General features: G+C 69.6%; 17 protein-coding genes and 1 pseudogene. 9 read left to right on the top strand and 9 right to left on the bottom strand.

Going from position 1 to position 17,689, the window contains the following annotated elements; all coding sequences use genetic code 11:
- Positions 1-18 precede the first annotated feature (18 nt).
- The 6 genes and pseudogenes from ACZ7M2_RS33600 to ACZ7M2_RS33575 form a co-directional block, all read right to left on the bottom strand.
- Positions 19-834 carry a family 1 encapsulin nanocompartment shell protein gene (locus ACZ7M2_RS33600; RefSeq protein ID WP_471598502.1) on the bottom strand — a complete coding sequence of 272 codons (816 nt, stop codon included), beginning with the start codon at positions 832-834 and terminating at the stop codon, positions 19-21.
- 4 nt (positions 835-838) lie between these two features.
- Positions 839-1,822: a Dyp-type peroxidase gene (locus ACZ7M2_RS33595; RefSeq protein ID WP_471598501.1), complete on the bottom strand. Its 984-nt coding sequence runs from the start codon at positions 1,820-1,822 to the stop codon at positions 839-841.
- Positions 1,823-2,034: 212 nt separating this feature from the next.
- Positions 2,035-3,416, bottom strand: a pseudogene (locus tag ACZ7M2_RS33590) (SMI1/KNR4 family protein).
- Positions 3,417-3,461: 45 nt separating this feature from the next.
- Positions 3,462-4,220 carry an SDR family NAD(P)-dependent oxidoreductase gene (locus ACZ7M2_RS33585; RefSeq protein WP_471598500.1) on the bottom strand — a complete coding sequence of 253 codons (759 nt, stop codon included), beginning with the start codon at positions 4,218-4,220 and terminating at the stop codon, positions 3,462-3,464.
- Between the two features lie 128 nt (positions 4,221-4,348).
- The gene (locus tag ACZ7M2_RS33580; protein WP_471598499.1) at positions 4,349-5,317 is read right to left on the bottom strand and encodes an alpha/beta hydrolase; all 969 of its coding nucleotides are present in this window, start codon (positions 5,315-5,317) and stop codon (positions 4,349-4,351) included.
- Between the two features lie 93 nt (positions 5,318-5,410).
- Positions 5,411-5,728, bottom strand: a complete 318-nt coding sequence (locus ACZ7M2_RS33575) for a putative quinol monooxygenase (protein WP_352048845.1) — start codon at positions 5,726-5,728, stop codon at positions 5,411-5,413.
- A 197-nt stretch (positions 5,729-5,925) separates the two neighbouring features.
- Between ACZ7M2_RS33575 and ACZ7M2_RS33570 the strand changes: the two genes are divergently transcribed.
- The gene (locus tag ACZ7M2_RS33570) at positions 5,926-6,831 is read left to right on the top strand and encodes an AraC family transcriptional regulator (RefSeq protein ID WP_471598498.1); all 906 of its coding nucleotides are present in this window, start codon (positions 5,926-5,928) and stop codon (positions 6,829-6,831) included.
- Positions 6,832-7,002: 171 nt separating this feature from the next.
- Here the strand turns inward: ACZ7M2_RS33570 and ACZ7M2_RS33565 are convergent, their stop codons facing one another.
- Positions 7,003-7,956, bottom strand: coding sequence for a DUF3152 domain-containing protein (locus ACZ7M2_RS33565; RefSeq protein ID WP_471598497.1), 954 nt, complete (start codon positions 7,954-7,956; stop codon positions 7,003-7,005).
- 160 nt (positions 7,957-8,116) lie between these two features.
- Between ACZ7M2_RS33565 and ACZ7M2_RS33560 the strand changes: the two genes are divergently transcribed.
- The 3 genes from ACZ7M2_RS33560 to ACZ7M2_RS33550 are packed head-to-tail and all read left to right on the top strand — an operon-like array spanning position 8,117 to position 10,952.
- Positions 8,117-8,815, top strand: a complete 699-nt coding sequence (locus ACZ7M2_RS33560; RefSeq protein WP_471598496.1) for a response regulator — start codon at positions 8,117-8,119, stop codon at positions 8,813-8,815.
- Positions 8,812-10,368: a sensor histidine kinase gene (locus ACZ7M2_RS33555; RefSeq protein ID WP_471598495.1), complete on the top strand. Its 1,557-nt coding sequence runs from the start codon at positions 8,812-8,814 to the stop codon at positions 10,366-10,368. Before ACZ7M2_RS33560 ends, ACZ7M2_RS33555 begins: the two co-directional genes overlap by 4 nt.
- The gene (locus ACZ7M2_RS33550; protein WP_471598494.1) at positions 10,365-10,952 is read left to right on the top strand and encodes a hypothetical protein; all 588 of its coding nucleotides are present in this window, start codon (positions 10,365-10,367) and stop codon (positions 10,950-10,952) included. The genes ACZ7M2_RS33555 and ACZ7M2_RS33550 overlap by 4 nt, the downstream gene beginning before the upstream one ends.
- On the opposite strand, the gene ACZ7M2_RS33545 is transcribed toward ACZ7M2_RS33550, so the two are convergent.
- Together ACZ7M2_RS33545 and ACZ7M2_RS33540 are read right to left on the bottom strand one after the other, a co-directional pair.
- Positions 10,930-11,277 carry a VOC family protein gene (locus ACZ7M2_RS33545; RefSeq protein ID WP_471598493.1) on the bottom strand — a complete coding sequence of 116 codons (348 nt, stop codon included), beginning with the start codon at positions 11,275-11,277 and terminating at the stop codon, positions 10,930-10,932. The two genes, ACZ7M2_RS33550 and ACZ7M2_RS33545, sit on opposite strands and share 23 nt — an antisense overlap.
- 60 nt (positions 11,278-11,337) lie before the next feature.
- Positions 11,338-11,823, bottom strand: coding sequence for a VOC family protein (locus tag ACZ7M2_RS33540; RefSeq protein ID WP_471598492.1), 486 nt, complete (start codon positions 11,821-11,823; stop codon positions 11,338-11,340).
- A 261-nt stretch (positions 11,824-12,084) separates the two neighbouring features.
- Between ACZ7M2_RS33540 and ACZ7M2_RS33535 the strand changes: the two genes are divergently transcribed.
- The 5 genes from ACZ7M2_RS33535 to ACZ7M2_RS33515 all read left to right on the top strand — a co-directional run bounded on the left by ACZ7M2_RS33535 (position 12,085) and on the right by ACZ7M2_RS33515 (position 17,678).
- Positions 12,085-12,873: an ArsR/SmtB family transcription factor gene (locus ACZ7M2_RS33535; RefSeq protein ID WP_471598647.1), complete on the top strand. Its 789-nt coding sequence runs from the start codon at positions 12,085-12,087 to the stop codon at positions 12,871-12,873.
- A gap of 83 nt (positions 12,874-12,956) precedes the next feature.
- Positions 12,957-13,442 (top strand): hypothetical protein, encoded by a 486-nt coding sequence (locus ACZ7M2_RS33530; protein ID WP_471598491.1) that lies wholly within the window; start codon positions 12,957-12,959, stop codon positions 13,440-13,442.
- A 118-nt stretch (positions 13,443-13,560) separates the two neighbouring features.
- Positions 13,561-14,490: a DMT family transporter gene (locus tag ACZ7M2_RS33525; RefSeq protein WP_471598490.1), complete on the top strand. Its 930-nt coding sequence runs from the start codon at positions 13,561-13,563 to the stop codon at positions 14,488-14,490.
- Positions 14,483-15,457: a LysR family transcriptional regulator gene (locus tag ACZ7M2_RS33520; RefSeq protein ID WP_471598489.1), complete on the top strand. Its 975-nt coding sequence runs from the start codon at positions 14,483-14,485 to the stop codon at positions 15,455-15,457. The genes ACZ7M2_RS33525 and ACZ7M2_RS33520 overlap by 8 nt, the downstream gene beginning before the upstream one ends.
- A 115-nt stretch (positions 15,458-15,572) precedes the next feature.
- Complete coding sequence (locus ACZ7M2_RS33515) at positions 15,573-17,678, top strand: xanthine dehydrogenase family protein molybdopterin-binding subunit (RefSeq protein WP_471598646.1); 2,106 nt, start codon at positions 15,573-15,575, stop codon at positions 17,676-17,678.
- Positions 17,679-17,689 lie beyond the last annotated feature (11 nt).

Raw genomic sequence — 17,689 nt, 5'->3', positions numbered from 1 at the left:
TGCGCGGGCGCCGTGCGGTCACGAGCCGAGTGCCACCACAGCCTCGTCGGTGTACACCAGGAAGGTCAGGCTCTGGCGGAAGTACAACTCGACCTCGTTCGCGTCATGTGCGGTGTAGCCGATCGCGAGGTCCTCACCGAGCCGCAGTTCGAAGTCCCCACCGCGGGTGGACAGCAGAAATGCGCCGTCGACCGCGGGCGCCCAGATGGGCGGGGCGTCCAGCATCCGGCTGAGGTGCTCCGTGATCGGATAGCCGTGGTCGGACGTCTCGCTCACCAGGGTGTACGCGTCGGCGCCCAGCAGCAGCGCATACGGGCCGGCGACTCCGGCCAGGCGCAGGGTCGTCAGCGCGCGGCTGACGGCATCCGGATACTCACGTGTCTCCGCCGGCAGGCCGTGCACCGGATGGGAGGTACGCCGGCGCAGCCCGTCGATGCCCGCTGCCTCGTACCCCTCGAAGACGGCCCGGTCCTCGGTGAACGCCATGGCGCGCGCCGCGTCCTTGACCGGTTGCCAGTCGGAGTCGTTCGAGCCGCGCTCCACGTCGTCCACCGCATCGCGACCGACCTTGAAGGGGACGCGCAGTTCGACCAGGGGCTGTACTTGGCGCAGGAGAGCGGTGACGCCCGGTCCAGGCCCTTCGATGCCGGTGAGATGGCCGGTGCCGACCGAGGCGAGCGCGGGACCGTCGGGTCCGGTGACATCCACGATACGGCGGCCCCCCACGTTGCGCCGGAAGGTACGGCGGGCTTCCTCCTCGATCTGTGCCCATGCCTCGGGCGTGATCGGCGCGAGTTCGCGGTGCAGGTTGTTCGTACCGTTGGGTGTGGACACGTGATCAGGCTCCTTTGAGACTGCCGATGCCCAGGGAACCCTCGGTCGCCGACGCACCGGTGGGCGCGGCGGGTGGGTCGTCGAGGAAATCGGTGCTCGGTACGTGGAACAGACAGCCGGTGACCGCCGTGGAGAAGTCGAGGATCCGGTCGTGGGTCTGGGGGCGGTCACCGAGGAACATGTTCCTCAGCATCTGTTCGGTCACCTCGGGAGTGCGCGCATAGCCGATGAAGTAGGTACCGAACTCCCTTTGCCCGATGCTGCCGAACGGCATGTTGTCACGGACGATCTTCCGTTCGTTTCCGTCCGCGTCGGTGATGGTGTTCAGTGCGACATGCGAGTCCGCGGGCTTGATGTCGTCCGGCATTTCGACGTTCGCCAGCTTTGTGCGGCCGATGACCTTTTCCTGTTCCTGCGTGGGCAACGCGTTCCAGGCGGCAAGGTCGTGCACGTATTTCTGCACGATCACATAGCTGCCGCCCGCGAAATCGGGGTCCTCGTCACCGATGAACACCGCGTCGGCGGCGACCCGGCCCTCGGGGTTCTCGCTGCCGTCGACGAAGCCGAGGAGGTCGCGCTCGTCGAAGTACTTGAAACCGTGCACCTCGTCCACCACGGCGGCCGCTCCGTAGAGGCGTTCGCCGATCAACTGGGCCAGTTCGAAACAGAGGTCCATGTGGTGGGCTCGCAGATGGAAGAGCAGGTCACCAGGGGTGGACGGGGCTCGGTGCCGGGAGCCTGTCAACGCGACGAACGGATGCAGATCGCGTGGGCGGGGTCCTGCGAAGAGCCGGTCCCAGGCGGCGGAGCCGATGCCGACGACGCAACTCAGCTGCGCGTCCGGAGCACGGAAACTGACCGATCGTCGCAACCCGGCCACATCCTGGAGCAGGTCGCGAACAGCGGGCTCGCCGCCAGGTGCCATGGTGCACACGAGGAACAGGGCGGCTTTGGCGGGCGGGGCGATCACGAACTGCGACTCAACCACGGAGCCTGCCTCCTACTTGTCGTGGCTATGGCGCTACGCACGGCAGGATAACGTGAGGAAACAGAATAAATACTAGGATTGCGTCACGGCGATGTCGACCGGTGTGGGTCCGCAGGCGCTTCACGAGGGAATCCTGGCGATTCGCAAAAAGGGTCGTGAATGGGTTGTGGCGGACCGGACTTCGAGGCGAAGACCCGCCGGAGCGACCCGGTCTATGCCAGGGGGCCGAGGTTGCCTTCGAGGGTCGTCCGAGTGATCAGCGGGCGGTCCCAGAGGGCGAGGAGTTCGTTGGCGAGGGCCACGATCGGGAGCGGGTGGCGGGTGCCGTGGATCTCGATGGAGGCGGCCGACAGGCTACGCGGGACGGCCCCGGCAGAGTGCGGGACGCGCCAATCCTCCGGCCCGAGTCCCAGGAACTCGAGCCCGGTCAGCTCGGCGATCTCCAGCGGGTCGGCGAGCGTACCGGGGTAGGCCGTGAGAGTCCGCAGGCGGGGGAGCCCGGTGACGGGGGCGAGGCTGAGCGGCTCACCCTCCCACACGCCGATGGACAGGACCTCCAGCTCGGGATGGACGGCGGCCTCGACACTGCTCAGGCTCCCGATGTTGACCCAGGCCACGGCCGGTGTCTGGTCCCCGCGAGGGCCCCGGCGCCCTTCGCCGAGTCCGTTCGACACCAGGTCGGTGAGGGAGTCGGCGAGCAGGTCTCCGCCGACGTCCTGCTCATGGTCGAGCATGATGATCTGTCCCGTGTGTGAGCGCGGGCCCGGTGTCAGGTCCACCGCGATGCGGTCGCCGCCGCCGTTGTCGCCGAAGACGATCCAGCCGGGGGAGCCGACCAACCCCTGCACCGCGGCGTCGGGCGGGGTGCCGACCGCCTTCATCGCCGCGAACCTCCAGGGGGACGGACGGGACGGAGCGTCGGCGATGTACAGCTCGTCCAGGGGAAAGAGCTCGCAGCCGACCGCATCGGAGACGCGCTCCGCCGCCTCGTAGTCGTCGCCCCAGTCCTCCCACCGCGCCCGCGTCACGCGGTAGAGCATCTTCAGCTCGTCGGGCAACACGACGCCGAGGCGCGCTTTCGCGGCGGCGATCTCCGCCTCGGTGGCGCCGATGGCATCGGGGATCCGCGCGCGGAGCGTCCGCTCCAGCGACGCCGGATCCACCGACGGGGCGGGTACCGCTGCGGGACCGGTTCGGGAAGGCGACGCCAGGGCTCGGGGACGGCATCCTCGACCAGGATGAGTGAACCCGGATGCGCATGGCCGATACCGGGCTCCGCCGCGAGGCTGGGGTGGAGCAGGTGGAGGATGACACTCCCGTCGCGCGAGATCTCCGCCGCGAACGAGATGTCGTCGACACCCGCGTCCGCGAGTGCGCCGCGCACCCGCTCCACCGCGTCGAACTCGTCCTGCATGTCGTCGACTTGGAGGGCTCGTCCGGGCTGCGGGCGTCGCCGTGGCGGGGGCAGGCTCGACCCGTGTCGGCCGATCCGTCCCGCCACACAGCCGCCCGGTGCGGCGATGCTCTCCGCGTCGGCGGTTCGCAGAAGCCGCAGCACGGGCTCCCAGGTCGCGAAGTCATGCATCCCGGGCAACGGCGGTCTCCGGTCGCTCTGGTGAAGGTGAGTCAGCGTATCGGGCTACAGGTTGTAGCCTCCCGACACCTCGATGTTCTGGGCGGTGACCCAGCGGCTCTCCTCGGAGAGCAGGGCGGCGATCATCATGCCGATGTCATCGGGTTCGCCGACCCGGCCGAGAGCGGTCTTCGCCGCGAGGGCCGGGATGACTTCGGGAAACCGCTCGAAGGCGTCGTCGGCGATCCGGGTGCGCGTCGAGCCCGGCGAAACGGAATTGACGCGGATGCCTCGCGTGCTGAACTCCTTGGCCATGTAGCGGCTCAGCACGTTGAGGGCGCCCTTCATCGAAGCGTAGGCCGAGTAGCCGGGCTCCAGGCCGGATCCCATCGCCGAGTTGCTGCTCGTGTTGACGATGGCCCCACCGTCTTCCATGAGCGGCAGCAGGCGTTGCGTCAGAAAGTACGGGCCCTTGAGCAGAACCCGCATCAGCCTGTCGAACATCTCCTCGGTCGTGTCCTCGATCAGCGACGTATGCGCGAAGCCGGCGTTGTTGACCAGGTAGTCGAACGTGTCGCGCTGCCAGGTGTCGCGCAACACGTCGACCACGGACCGGCGGAAGGCCGGGAAGGCGCCGGTCTCACCGACGTCCAGCGGCAGCGCGACGGCAGTGCCGCCGTCCTTCTCGATCGCGGCCGCCGTCTCCAACCCTCCCTGGGCATTGTTGCCATAGGTCAGAATGACTCCGGTTCCTCGCCTGGCGATCTGGATCGCCGCGCTCTGCCCGATACCGGAGCTGGCGCCAGTGATGACTGCTACCTTCATGATGGTTCTCCTGGGGTGTGGTCGAGCGTCTGCCGAGGCCCGGCGCGGGCATGGGCAACACGGGTGTCACGGGGGAAATGCCATGACTGGCCCGGTCATAGCCGGCCGGTGTGGCGTCGCCGGCTTCGCTATGCGACAGCGGCCGGGGACAGGACTCGGGCGAGCCAGTCGTTGCGTGTGCGGCGGGCCTCGGCCGAGGCACGTGCCTGCGGGTACAGGGCGTCGAACCCGTGGAAGCCTCCCGCCCAGACGTGGAGTTCCGCCTGGCCGCCGGCCGCCCAGATCCGGGTGGCGTAGGCGACATCCTCGTCGCGGAAGACCTCGGCCGAGCCGGCGTCGAGGTAGGTGGTCGGCAGGCCCGAGAGGTCGTCGGCCACTGCGGGTGAGACATGACCGGGCACCCGCTCGTCCCTGAGGTCGCCGAGCACCGAGCGCCAGCCGAACTCGTTCATCTCACGGGTCCAGACACCGGGATCGCCGGAATACTGCCGGCTCGAGGTGGTGTCGTTGCGGTGGTCGAGCATGGGGCAGATGAGCACCTGGGCGGCGATCGGCAGGGTGCCGCTGTCGCGTGCCATGAGGGTGACCCCGGCGGCGAGGCCACCGCCTGCGCTGGCGCCCGCCACGATGATGCGGGCGGGGTCGATGCCCAACTCGTCGGCGTGCTCGGCGATCCACAGCAGCCCCTGGTAGCAGTCGTCGACCAGAGTCGTGCCGCTGACTTCGGGCGCCAACCGGTAGTCCACGGAGACCACGACGGCACCGAACAGGTCGAGCCACTCCAGCGGGATGTCGATCTGCGAGAAGCGATCTCCCATGACCATCCCACCACCGTGTATCCAGAAGACGCACGGCGCCCCGGTGGCGTGCGCGGCCCCGGCGGGGCTGAAGACCGACAGGGGAATCCGTGCACCGTCCCTGCCTGACACGGTGACCTCGCGCCGGTCGACCGAGCGGCCTTCGAGCAGGGGCTCGACCGGTGTCGACGGGAGCAGACGCAATTGCGCGAGCAGTTCGGGGCCGAGGTGGGTCATCAGCGGCATGTCGGCGAGCAGCGCACCCAGTTCGGGGTCCAAGGCGGGGCGTGCGAGAGTCACGGTGACTGCCTTTCGTCGAGTCGTACGGGATGGTCAGGGGAGGAGGGCGCCTGCCCACCGGCGTGAGGAGGCGCTGGGAATCGAACAGCGGCCTCAGAAGGCGGCCTTGCCGTGAACCGGTACGTAGTCGGTGTACTCGGGGTCCTTCGCCAGCAGCCCGTCGAACCGCTGCACGATGGCCTGAGCGGCTTCGCCGGCGAAGACCCGGTGGTGGTCCTCCTCGCTGGTCCAGCCCTCGGTGACATGGACGACGTCGGGGTCGGACGCCGAACGGCAGACGAGATAGACGAGGCAGTGTTCACTCGTGCCGGGGTTGCCGTCGCTCAGGCCGGTCAGCAGCAGGTCGGCCAGCTGGTCGCCCCTTCCGGGCCTGGCGGTCAGGGTGGCGTTGAATCCGTGGTTGACGATCATGACTACCTTCTTCCGCGATCGACGGATCGTGCAGGTGCGCTGGTCCTGGAGCAGAAGGCCCTTTGGCTCTCAGCTGGACTCCAGTGACTCCATTCAAGCGGTCTGACCTGCGGAAACGGTAGAACGATACTGTCGGTTCCTTGCACAATCCTCTTCCGTGCAGGAGGCGACGAGAGGGCGTGTGCTGCAATGAAGGCATGTACCTCGAAGAGCTCCGCACCTTGCTGGCCCGACACGCTCGGCCGGAGTGGACCACCGCCATCGACGGCGTCCTCATCTCGAAGGTCGAGCGGTCCGACCCGCCGGCGCCGTCGATGACCGGCACGGTGCTGGCGGTCATCGCACAGGGCGCCAAACGCCTCGCGCTGGGGGACCGGGTGTACGAATACGGCGCTGGGCAGTACCTCGTCGCGTCGGTGGACCTGCCCGTCACCGGCCAGTTCATCGACGCCGACCCGGAGCACCCGGCACTGGGCTTCGGTCTCACGCTGGAACCGTCCGTCGTCGCCGAACTGCTGCTGCAGGCCGGGCCCGGAGACGCTCCTCGCGCCGGCGGCAGCGCGTTGCCGGGCATCGCGGTCAGCGACGCCCCGGATCCGCTGCTCGACGCGGTGGTCCGGCTGCTGCGCCTGCTCGATGAACCCCGCGACCGGACGGTGCTCGCGCCGCTGGTCAAGCGCGAGATCCTGTGGCGGCTGATCACCGGCGAACAGGGCGGTATCGTGCGCCAGCTCGGCCTCGCCGACAGCAGCCTCAGCCACGTCGCGCGCTCGGTGCGGTGGATCCGCGAGCACTATGCGCAGCCGTTCAAGGTCGAGGACGTGGCGCAGTTGTCCGGGATGAGCGTCTCGGCTTTCTACCGCAACTTCCAGGCGGTGACCGCGATGAGCCCCATCCAGTTCCAGAAACAGATCCGGCTGCAGGAGGCCCGGCTGTTGCTCGCCACCCACCCCAACGATGTCACCGCGGTCGGCCACCGCGTCGGTTACGACAGCGCGTCACAGTTCAGCAGGGAATACCGCCGCCAGTTCGGCGCGCCCCCGAGCCAGGACGCCGCCCGCCTGCGTGACACCGTGCACACCACCGCGAGCGCTCTTCCCTGACTACTCGCGTTTCCGCAGGTTCTGGCCTGCAGCAGGTCCTCGTCGTCGTAGAGGTGGGGAATGCGGTGGCGGGTTGCCGAGGACTCTGCCGATGCAGTCGCAGCATGCGAAATCTCTTCGCCCCCTCCAGCAAGCCCAGTCGGTGGCCCCGCCGACGGTGAGAGTGGCCGGTCAGGACACGGCAGGACCCGTGATGAGTCGGCCCTCCCTGTCGTACGGCCAGACGTTGGGGACGCAGCCGTGCATGCCCTTGATCTGCTGCATCATCACGGGGGCCGGCCTGCCCACGCCGGGGCAGGTCACGTGATGGTGGCCGAGGAAGTGGCCGACCTCGTGGTTGATGATCAGCGCCCGGTAGGCCGCCACGTCGTGCGCGTACACCGGAGTGGCCAGCAGCCATCGCCTGAGGTTGACCACGACATCCTTGCCCCCGCTGCAGTTGACCTCACCGCCGGTGTCGAGCCCGTACCGGCCACAGATCTTGTCCACCGTTCCCGGCGTGGCGAGCCGTACGACGAAGTCGGGCGTGCCGCCGGTGACACGACGGAACGCGCTCTCGCCGTCGGCCGTCCAGCCCCGCGGGTCGGCGAGTATGCCCTCCACCTGCTTGGCGACATCGGCGGCCGACTGCTTGAGGCCGTCCTCGACGACGACCTCGTAGCGCAGCAGCCGACTGCCCCGCCCCGCGGTCCCGCTCCCGCCGCCCGCGGTGGTGAACGTGCCGGGGCCCGAGGACGGGACGGAGCCCGAGGAGTCGGACGGGGAGGAGGAACCCGCGGACGGGGCGCCCATCCCGCTGGTCCTGGAGCCCGGTTCCCTGCTGTGCTCGGCTCCGGTCGCCGGACCGCTCGGCCTCGCCGACCGGTCCGGTGTCTTCGAGGGCTCGTCCGGCGCCGACCGGGAGGGCCGTGCGGCGGCAGCGGGCCGGTCGTCGCTTCCGGAGGTCGTGGGCGTCGTCCGGTTGACGGCGAGGGCGGCGACGGAGACGAGGACGGCGAGCGCGGCGACGCCCCCCAGCAGAGGCCCCTTCCCCGTCCGGCCGCGCCCGTCGGCGTGCGCGGGGCCACCGCGACGACGATGGGATCGCTGGGCCGGGGGCGTCGCACGGTGGGCGGTCGTGTTCATGGCCGTCAGGCTGCGCACACGATGTGATGGGACCTGGATCGGAAGATAACGAGACCGCAACGCCCGATCGTGGGTGGGGCTATGTGATCGTCCCGTAACAGTTCCCTGGGCGGACGCGGTCTCCGCGTCAAGTCCCTTGATCCGTACGGATACTGAGTGCATGCCACGTGTCCTGCTCATCGAAGACGACCGCGCCGTACGGGAGGGCGTCCTGCTCGCGCTGAACCGCCAAGGACACGACGTCGCCGCCGTGGGGACCGGCGAGGACGGGCTGGCCCGACTGCGGTCCTTCCGGCCGGACGTCGTCGTGCTCGATCTCATGCTGCCCGGCCTGAGCGGTCTCGAGGTGTGCCGCCGGATCCGTACCGAGGACCAGGTGCCGATCATCATGGCGACCGCCCGGGGCGACGACACGGACATCGTGGTCGGTCTCGAAGCCGGAGCGGACGACTACGTCGTGAAGCCGGTGCAGGCACGCGTCCTGGAGGCCCGTATACGTGCCGTCCTGCGCCGGGTCGGCGGAGCGCCCACCGACGGTGGCATACCGAAGATCGAGGCCCACGGGGAGAACGGCGAACTGGCCATCGACCGCTCCGGGTTGGCCGTCACCCGGCAGGGTGTGCCGGTCCCCCTCGCCCCTTCCGAACTACGGCTCCTGCTCACGCTCTCGGCCTCGCCCGGCCAGGTGTTCTCCCGGCAGCAGTTACTGGAGGCGGTCTGGGAGCACAGCTACCACGGCGACTCGCGGCTGGTGGACGCCTGCGTCAAGCGGCTGCGCACCAAGATGGGCGAGCCGGCGGGGCAACCGCGCTACATCCAGACCGTGCGCGGTTTCGGCTATCGGTTCCAGTCCCGGTGAAACCACCGCTGCGTGGCCTGCGCGGCCGACTGCTCGTGGCGTTCGTGCTCGTCGCCGCCGTCGCCACCCTGACCACAGGCGCCCTGACCTTCCGGGAGGCCCGCACCGGGGTGCTTCAGCAGAGCCAGGACAACGTGATCAAACGCCTGCGGTATCACGTCAACGCCCTGGCGGCAGGAGTCAGTTACCCCCCGACCCGGCCCGACCTGGAGTGGATCGCCGCCGAGGTGGCCCGCGCGGAACCCGCGCAGAACTGGCGCGTACTGGCCACCTACCGCGAACTGCGGGCCACTTCCACCCCACAGGACAGGTTCACCGAGCTGACACCTGCCATGCGGTCGGCCGTGAGCTCCCGCCGGGCCGCCGTCTTCCAGCGGGTGTCGACGCACGGCGGCTCCTCGCTCGTTGTCGGCCTGCCGGTCACCTTCGAAACCCCCAGCGAACACCCGGCCTCCGGGGTAGCGGTCTTCCTGACAGTGCCGCAGACCGGTGAACAGGGATACGTCGACGCCCTGGTCGCCGCCGTCGGTCGCGCCGTCCTGCCCGCCCTGGGCCTGGCCGTCCTGCTCGCCCTGCTGGCCGCCCGGGGTGTGCTGCGTCCGGTACGGGAATTGCGCCGCGCCACTCGCAGGATCGCCGAGGGGCACCTGGACACCCGGCTCGCCATCAACGGCTCCGACGAACTCGCCGACCTTTCCCACACCTTCAACGAGACCGCGGCCGCGTTGGAGGGGTCCGTGGCCGAACTGCGCCGCATGGAAGCCCGAGCCCGCCGTTTCGTCGCGGATGTGTCGCACGAGCTGCGCACCCCGCTGGCCGCGATGTCGGCGGTCACCGACGTCCTCGACGAGGACGCGGCCGGGCTGACCCCGGACACCGCCACGGCCGTACGGCTCATCAGCGAGGAAACCGTGAAGCTGGCCCGCCTGGTGGACGACCTGATGGAGATCTCCCGCTTCGACGCGGGCGCGGCGGCCCTGCAACTGGACGACATCGACCTCGCCGAGTCCCTCCGCCGTACCCTCGCCGCCCGCGCCTGGCTGGACTCGGTGGACACCCTGCTCCCCGAGCCCGGCGAACTGCGCGCCCGGGTCGACCCGCGCCGCCTCGACGTGATCGTCGCGAACCTGGTCGGCAACGCGCTCCGCCACGGCGCACGCCCCGTACAACTGCTCCTGAACGCACAGGAGTCGCCGGATGCGGACGACACGGGGTGGGCGGTCATCGAGGTGCGGGACAGCGGGCCCGGCATCCCCGCCGACGTCCTGCCGCACGTCTTCGACCGCTTCTACAAGTCGGACACCGCCCGGACCAGAACGGAGGGCAGTGGACTCGGGCTCTCGATCACGGCCGAGAACGTCCATCTGCACGGTGGCACGGTCCGGGCGGCGAACCGCGCGGAGGGCGGCGCCGTGTTCACGGTCGGGATCCCCCTGACACGACCCCCGCAAGGGCCCAGGAATCAGCTTCTGGAAGAGCCTGCGGAAGGGCCTTCGGCACAGTCTCCGTTCCAAAGGCCTCTTGGACGGCCTCTGGAACGGGAGGGTTCATGAGCCGCACGCGCCGGCCGTCGCGGACCGCGCTGCTCTTCACGACCGCTTTCCTGCTCTCCTCGTGCGGGATCCCCGAGACCGGCGTCGTCGAGGTCGGAGAGCCCGCCACCGGCATCCGGCCGGGCTACGTCCTCTACTTCGTCGGTGAGGGCACCCTGCTTGGCGTCCGCCGCCATGTCTTCGGCCCGGGCGGCATCGAGACGGCCGTGACGATGCTGTTCCGGGGCCCCGAAGTCCAGGAACGCCGTGAGGGCATGACCACCGAGCTTCCGCCGATGAGGGGCGCCCCAACGGTCCGGACGGACGGCGGACGGCTGTCGATCGAACTGCCGGACCGGACTGCGCCACTGACCGGGACAGCACTCGCCCAGCTGATCTGCACAGCCGCCGACGCCCGCCTCGTCGAGACACAGGACGCCGACACCTCAACGACGCACGTGACCGTGACGGGCCCCGGCGGCTGGCGTGCCGAAGGCTCAAGCGCGACATGCCCCTCCATGACGGGGCCGGCTGATTCCGCGAGGCCCACGAGCACGCAGCCGACGCGGCTGCCGGAGCGGGTTATCGGTGGCCCAGTACGTTGACCACCTGCCCATTGGGATCACGAACGAAGAACCGGCGCACTCCCCACTCCTCGTCCTGCAAGGGGTGCACGATCTCCGCGCCGCTCACGCGCATGACCTCGTAAGCCGCGTCCACGTCATCCACTTCCACGCTCATGTCGGGCGTGACCGGTGCTGTCTTGTCACAGGTCATCAGGCTGACCTGTGCCGCCGGGTGGGACGGCGAGGCGAGGGTGACGATCCAGCCGTGGTTCATGACCTCCTCGAAGCCCAGCAGGCCGTAGAACTCCCGGCTCTCCCGCATGACTTCCGACTGGACATGGGGCACGACACGGCGAACGGCCATCGACGACTCCGAGTGAGAGCGAATCTGTCCCTACGTCTCACCGTACGATGACGTCGCTTGTCACCGCCCCGGTAGTCGCACCTGGACCTCTTGCAGCACCCACCCGTTGCCGTCCGGATCGCTGAACGAGGCAAATGAGGCGTAGCTGCGGCCCTCTGGATCGGGGCCGTCCGCCTGATCCTGCACGCCCGCGTCGTAGACGTTGTGGTAGATCTCGCTCACCTCGACGCCTCTGCTGACCAGGTCGGCACAGGCCTGCTCCAAGTCGGCGACCACAAGGTAGTTGTGGGCGGAGCCCGGCGCCGCGGGCGTGATCCCGCGGCCGAAGTGAATCGAGCATTCCGACCCTGGTGGCGTGAGCTGTACGAGCCGGAATCTCGGACTGGCCTCGAAGTCCGCGTCGAGCCGCCACCCGAGGCTTTGATAGAAGTCCAGGGCGCGACTGACGTCGGTGACCGGGATGACGGCGACCTCGAGCCTCATGGTCATGGTCGGCTCCTTGACGACGTCCGTTGCGCCGTCCTGCTCTCTCTGCTGGGTGCTCATGGCGATCTCCCATGACGGCCGCCCGGTTCGGCTGTGGCCCCTGATGGGCCCCCCACCGGCGGGAACCCGAGCACCGGCTCCGGGTCACCCATGGACCGACTACGCGGTAGTTGTCGTACGACCGATGATATTGGCGATCACGTCCGACGGCGCGCCGAGCTCATGGTTCCCCCGGGTGAATCAAGGCCGGCGAAGATCCGCCATTGACATTATGCAGGTAAGTACCTGCATAATGTCGGTGTGAGCCTCGAAGGTAGAGCGATGGACCTGGTCTTCAAAGCGCTGGCCGACCCCACCCGGCGACTCCTGCTCGACCGTCTGCGCGAGCAGAACGGCCAGACGCTGAGCGAGCTGTGCGAGCGGTTGGACATGACGCGCCAGTCGGCGACACAGCATCTCGACATCCTTGGGCAGGCCAACCTCGTGACCGTCGTGCGACGGGGACGGGAGCGGCTTCACTACCTCAACCCGACACCGATCCACGAGATGGAGGAGCGCTGGATATCGGGGTTCGACAAGCCCCGTCTGCAAGCGCTCAGTGCCATCAAGAACCAGGCAGAGGAGTACGCCATGACCGACGGACCCACGTCCGTGCCGACCTACGTCTATGTCACCTACATCCGTGCGAGCGCGGAGCAGGTGTGGCAAGCACTGACGGACGCGGACCTGACAGCGCGCTACTGGGGACACGCCAACATCTCGGACTGGCAACCCGGTTCGACCTGGGAGCATCGGCGCGTCGACGGCTCAGGTGCCGTCGATGTCGTCGGTCAAGTGATCAAGACCGAGCCTCCGACGTGCTTGGTCATCACCTTCGAGGACACCCCCGACGCCGAAACGCCGAGGGAACCGTCGGTCGTCACCTTCCTCGTCGAACCGCACGAGGACATCGTCCGCCTCACCGTGACCCACGAGAATCTCCCCAACCAGGAGATGCTCAACGGCATCTCGCGCGGATGGCCGGCCGTGCTGGCGAACCTCAAGTCGCTGCTCGAGACCGGCGATGTCCTCCCGCAGGCGCCATGGGAGATGTCTCCCGGGCACGCCTGAGACGGCACCCGCCACCACCCTGTCCGTACTCGCCCTCGCGCACGTCCGCAGAAACCCACGCACGACCGCAGAAAGAAGTCGACATGTTGGACACCGCACCGCTGCGGGACGCCTACGGCGCGCTGCTGGACGCCGCTGCCGCCGTGGCCGACTCCGGCGACACGCGCCCCGCCCCGCCGCCCGGCGAATGGAACGCCGAGCAGATCCTGGCGCATGTCGCCCTCGTCAACGCCGCCACCCTCGCCGCGGTCTCCTGTGTCGCCGCGGGATCGAACACGACGTACGACAACCGCATGGCGCTCGACACCTGGACCATCGAACGCCTCATCGCGGTCGCCGGCGGCAACACGGGGCTTCGGGACCGCATCCGCCTTCAAGGGGACGCCCTCTGCGCACTCGGCGGACCGATGCTGAGCGACGCCGAACTCGACACACCGGTGCCGACCCGTCTCCTGTCCAAGGACATCGTCCTGGTCGATCAGCCCATGCCGCTGAGAGACCTCATCACCGGCCTCGCGGAAGTGGAGCTGCCCGGCCACGCCAAACAGCTCCTGGCCCTCCTGGGCTGAGCGCCCCCAAGTTCTCCCGCGGCCGTGTTCCGCCCGGTGGCGACCAGTAAGTAGAACTGAAGCTTTCTGAAACAAAAGCTAACTGGAACTTCTTATTCTGGTCGGCGATGGTGGAGTCATGTCCGCACGCATCGCCTCTCCCCGCTTCCTCGCTCTGGTCGGCACCGTTGTGCTGTGGGCGTCGGCCTTTCCCGCCATCAGGGTCGGCATCGACGGCCTGGGAGTGGCGGCGCTGTCGTTCCTGCGGCTCCTGATCGCCGCCGTCGCGCTGCTGGCCGTGGCGCCCTTGGCGAAGGTACGGCTGCCGCGACGCGGCGACCTGCCGCTGATCACCCTGTGCGGGGCCACCGGCATGACCGCGTACCAGGTCCTGCTCAACTGGGGTGAAGTGCACGTGGAGGCCGGGACCGCGAGCCTGCTCATCGCGATCGCCCCCGTCTTCAGTGTGCTGCTGGGAAGCCTGTTCCTCGGAGAGCGGCTCACCCGCGACATCGTCGTCGGCAGCGTCGTCGCGCTCGCGGGCGCGGCCGTCGTCAGCCTGGCCCAGGGCACCAGTGGGTTCTCCGTCTCGGCCCTCGTCATCCTGGCGGCGGCCGTGGTCCAAGGGGTCTACCACTTCGCGAGCAAGCCCCTGCTGCGCCACTACACCGGTCTGGAGGTCGCCACCTACGCGATGGTCGCGGGTACGGTCTTCGCACTGCCCCTGATCCCCGCCACCTGGCACGCGACCGTCCACGCCCCGGCCGCCGCACTCGCTTCCGCCGCCTACCTGGGCCTCCTGCCCTCCGCCCTCGGCTTCGTCATCTGGGCCTACGCCGTTGCCCGGCTGCCGCTCGCCGTCTCCACCGCCGCCCTGTACCTGGTGCCGCCGGTGGCCCTGATCGTCTCCTTCGTCTGGCTGGCGGAGGTGCCCCGCCCCGTCGCGCTGGCCGGTGGAGCGATCAGCGTCGCGGGAGTGGTCCTGATCAGCCGGCACAAGCGGAACCCCCACCCCACCACCGTCCCCGCCGTGGACGCGTCCGAGCCGCAGGGAGCCACTTGTGCTTGACGTACGCCGCCTGCGCATCCTCCAGCACCTGGCCGCCTACGGAACCGTCGCGGCCACGGCGGACGCGCTGCACCTGACCGCACCGGCCGTCTCCCAGCACCTCGCCGCCCTGCAGAAAGAGGCCGGCACGCCCGTCGTCGAGAAACACGGCCGCACGCTGCGTCTGACCGCCGCCGGGGAACTGCTGGTGGCCCACACCGAGGTCATCCTGGCAGAGCTCGCGGCAGCCGAGTCCGGCCTGGCCGCGATGAAAGGCGGCCGCCACGGCACGGTACGGATCAGCGCCTTCGCCTCCGCCGCCCGCACCCTCGTTCCGCCCTTGTTCGAACGTCTCAACGGCACCGGCACCGATCCCGCTCCCGACAACGGCACCGGTGGCGATCGGGATCTCTCGCTACGGCTGTCCGTCCAGGAGCCCGACGAAGCCCTCGACGAACTCCACAAACGCTCGACCGACCTCGCCCTGGTGCACAGCTACACCGTGCTGCCGCGCAGTGTCCCCGCGGCGTGGGAGCAGACAGTCCTGATGGAAGAGCCAGTACTCCTCGCCCTGCACCCCGACCGGGCCGGTCGGGAGGGCCTCACCGCCGGACAGCCCGCGGACCTGTCCCGTCTGGCGCATCTGCCGTGGCTGACCCCCGGCCCGGAGACTTCCTGCTACGAGATGATCCAGCGTGCCTGCGGCGCGGCCGGCTTCGTCCCGGACATCCGGGCCGCCAGCAGTGACTTCTCCGTGCTGACGGCTCTGGCCGCCGCCGACGCCGGTGCCGTCCTGGTGCCCCGCATGGCTCTGCCGGACCACACCGCGCCCCTCAGCCTCCACCCCCTGGTCCGTCCCGTGTCCCGGACCGTCTTCACGGTCAGCCGCGCGGGCACCGGCAAACACCCCGACCTGAGGGCCGTACTCGACCTCCTGCACGAGACGGCCACGGCGCTCGACGACAGGGTCGCCGACCGGCCCCGGTGACCGCGACGGCCGCCCACGCAACCTCGAAGAGCGCTGTCCCCTCATACCAGGGGAACCCACCCGGGTACTCGGAGAGGAGCACCTGTTGGCCCGTCAGTTGTCCCGCCGGAAGTTCATGGTCTACTCGCTCGCGGCGTCCACACTGACCCTCGCGGCGCCCATCGGCTGCGACACGTCGTCGGCGGAGGGTGTCGAGCCCACCGCGGCGGAGGCGCACGGGCCCTCCCGTGTCCTGGTGACCGGCTCGGACGAGGAGATGCTGGTCCTGGAGGTCACCGCGGCCAACAAGGTGGTCGTGCGACTGCCGCGCGTCGAGGTCGGGCAGGGCATCACGACCGCGGTCGCCATGATGATCGCCGAGGAACTCGACGCCCGGCTCGTCGACGTCGACATCCCGCTCGCCGAGGCCCGCACCAAGGGGAACCAGTACACCGGCGGCTCGAGTTCCGTCCGTTCCCTGTACGGTCCCGCCCGCGCGCTCGCCGCCACCGCCCGGGCCCGGCTGGTGACCGCGGCCGCCCGGCGCTGGCACCTGCCCGCCCGAAGCCTGCGCACGCGGGACACGATGGTGGTCGCCCCCGACGGCCGTACGGCCACCTTCGGATCGCTGACGGCGGCCGCCGCCCGGATCCACCGGCCCGACGTGTCGGACAAGCCCAAGCCCGCGTCCGAGCACAAGGTGATCGGACGGCCGACGGGCCGGATCGACGCGCGGGACATCGTCACGGGCAAGGCGAAGTACGCCGGGGACCTGGACGTGGCCGGGGCGAAGCCGACCGTGGTGGCCCGGCCGCCGACACTCGGTGGGCGACTCGTCTCGGTCGACGACCGCGCGGCCCGCTCGATGCCCGGCGTCCACGCGGTGGTCAAGGTCGCCGGCGGTGTCGCCGTGGTGGCGGAGTCCTTCCACCACGCTTTCAAAGCCCGCGACGCCTTGCGCATCACCTGGAGGCCGGGGCCACTGGCGTCGTTGTCCGACGTCGGCATCCGGTCCCGGTTACGGGCCGCCGTTCCCTCGGTCGGGGCGCCGCCGCGCGGATCGGCCCAGGTCGAGGGCGAGTTCGAGTTCGCCTTCGTCAGCCATGCCCCGATGGAAGTGCTGACCGCGGTGGCGGACGTGCGCGCCGACCGGGCCGAGATCTGGTTCTCCTCCCAGACACCGATGGACGCGCGCGAGAGCATCGCCTCGGCGATCGGACTGCCGAAGTCGAAGGTCCGCGTCCATGTCGTGCGTGGCGGCGGCTCCTTCGGACGGCGGCTGAACTACGATGCCGCGATCGAGGCCGCCCTGATCTCGAAGGCGGCCCGGCGACCGGTCAAGCTGATGTGGAGCCGCGGGGACGACATCCGGCACGGCCGGATGCGCGGGGCCTCGCATCACCGGATCCGGGCCAGCCATGCGCGGGGCAGGGTGGTGGCCTTCAGCCATGCGATGGCCTCGGTGAGCGAGTCGTACGAGCGGCAGGGCCTGGCCGCGCAGGGCGGCTTGGCCGTTCGGGGCGATGCGACCACGGTGGCCGCGGGCCCGCTGCCCAGCGACAGCGGCCTCTACAACTTCGGTCGCGTTTCGGAGAGTTCGGGCTCGGTCGAGCTGGCGATGCCGCTCGGAGCCTGGCGGTCGGTGGACTCCGGGACCATGCGCACCGCGGAGGAGATCGTCGTCGACGAGGTCGCCGCCGCGCTGGGCAAGGACCCGGTGGCCTTCCGGCGCGGCACGCTCAGGAACAAGGCCGTCAAAGCCGTACTCGACAAGGTCGCTGCGGCCGGAAACTGGGGTCGGCCCCTGCCGTCCGGCCAGGCGCAGGGTGTGGCCGTCCACGAGGAATACGGTTCCTGCGTGGCCTGCCTGGTCGAGATCGACGCCACCGACCCGAAGAACCCCCGGGTGACCAAGGTGGTGATGGCGGCCGATGTCGGAACGGCCGTCAACCCGCGTGGACTCCAGGCCCAGCTCATGGGCACCGCCGTCGACGGCATCTCCACCGTGCTGCGGGCCGGACTGCACATCGACCGGGGTGCGGTGCGCGAGGGCAGCTTCGCCGACTTCCGCTACGCCCGCCAGCAGCATTCCCCGTTGCGCTTCGAGGCGCACATCATGCCGTCACGGCGCGAGCCCGGCGGGGCCGGCGAACTCGGCGTGCCGGCGGCGGCCGGTGCCGTGGCGAACGCCTACGCCCGTGCGACCCGTACCAAGCCCCGCCGCTTCCCGATCAACTTCTGATCGCTGTCCGA

The sequence above is a fragment of the Streptomyces sp. NPDC111507 genome (genome assembly GCF_055638955.1).
Note: the sequence above shows the minus strand (reverse complement) of the source record. Positions and strands in the feature narration are given on the sequence as shown.

What these genes read in the sequence shown, in the direction of transcription:
- ACZ7M2_RS33570 (WP_471598498.1), top strand. Translation starts at nt 5,926, where the DNA reads ATGTACCTCGAAGAGCTCCGCACCTTGCTGGCCCGACACGCTCGGCCG.
- ACZ7M2_RS33575 (WP_352048845.1), bottom strand. Translation starts at nt 5,728, where the DNA reads ATGATCGTCAACCACGGATTCAACGCCACCCTGACCGCCAGGCCCGGA.
- ACZ7M2_RS33515 (WP_471598646.1), top strand. Translation starts at nt 15,573, where the DNA reads ATGGTCTACTCGCTCGCGGCGTCCACACTGACCCTCGCGGCGCCCATC.
- ACZ7M2_RS33540 (WP_471598492.1), bottom strand. Translation starts at nt 11,823, where the DNA reads ATGAGCACCCAGCAGAGAGAGCAGGACGGCGCAACGGACGTCGTCAAG.
- ACZ7M2_RS33530 (WP_471598491.1), top strand. Translation starts at nt 12,957, where the DNA reads ATGTTGGACACCGCACCGCTGCGGGACGCCTACGGCGCGCTGCTGGAC.
- ACZ7M2_RS33560 (WP_471598496.1), top strand. Translation starts at nt 8,117, where the DNA reads ATGCCACGTGTCCTGCTCATCGAAGACGACCGCGCCGTACGGGAGGGC.
- ACZ7M2_RS33535 (WP_471598647.1), top strand. Translation starts at nt 12,085, where the DNA reads ATGGACCTGGTCTTCAAAGCGCTGGCCGACCCCACCCGGCGACTCCTG.
- ACZ7M2_RS33565 (WP_471598497.1), bottom strand. Translation starts at nt 7,956, where the DNA reads ATGAACACGACCGCCCACCGTGCGACGCCCCCGGCCCAGCGATCCCAT.
- ACZ7M2_RS33525 (WP_471598490.1), top strand. Translation starts at nt 13,561, where the DNA reads ATGTCCGCACGCATCGCCTCTCCCCGCTTCCTCGCTCTGGTCGGCACC.
- ACZ7M2_RS33585 (WP_471598500.1), bottom strand. Translation starts at nt 4,220, where the DNA reads ATGAAGGTAGCAGTCATCACTGGCGCCAGCTCCGGTATCGGGCAGAGC.
- ACZ7M2_RS33545 (WP_471598493.1), bottom strand. Translation starts at nt 11,277, where the DNA reads ATGGCCGTTCGCCGTGTCGTGCCCCATGTCCAGTCGGAAGTCATGCGG.
- ACZ7M2_RS33550 (WP_471598494.1), top strand. Translation starts at nt 10,365, where the DNA reads ATGAGCCGCACGCGCCGGCCGTCGCGGACCGCGCTGCTCTTCACGACC.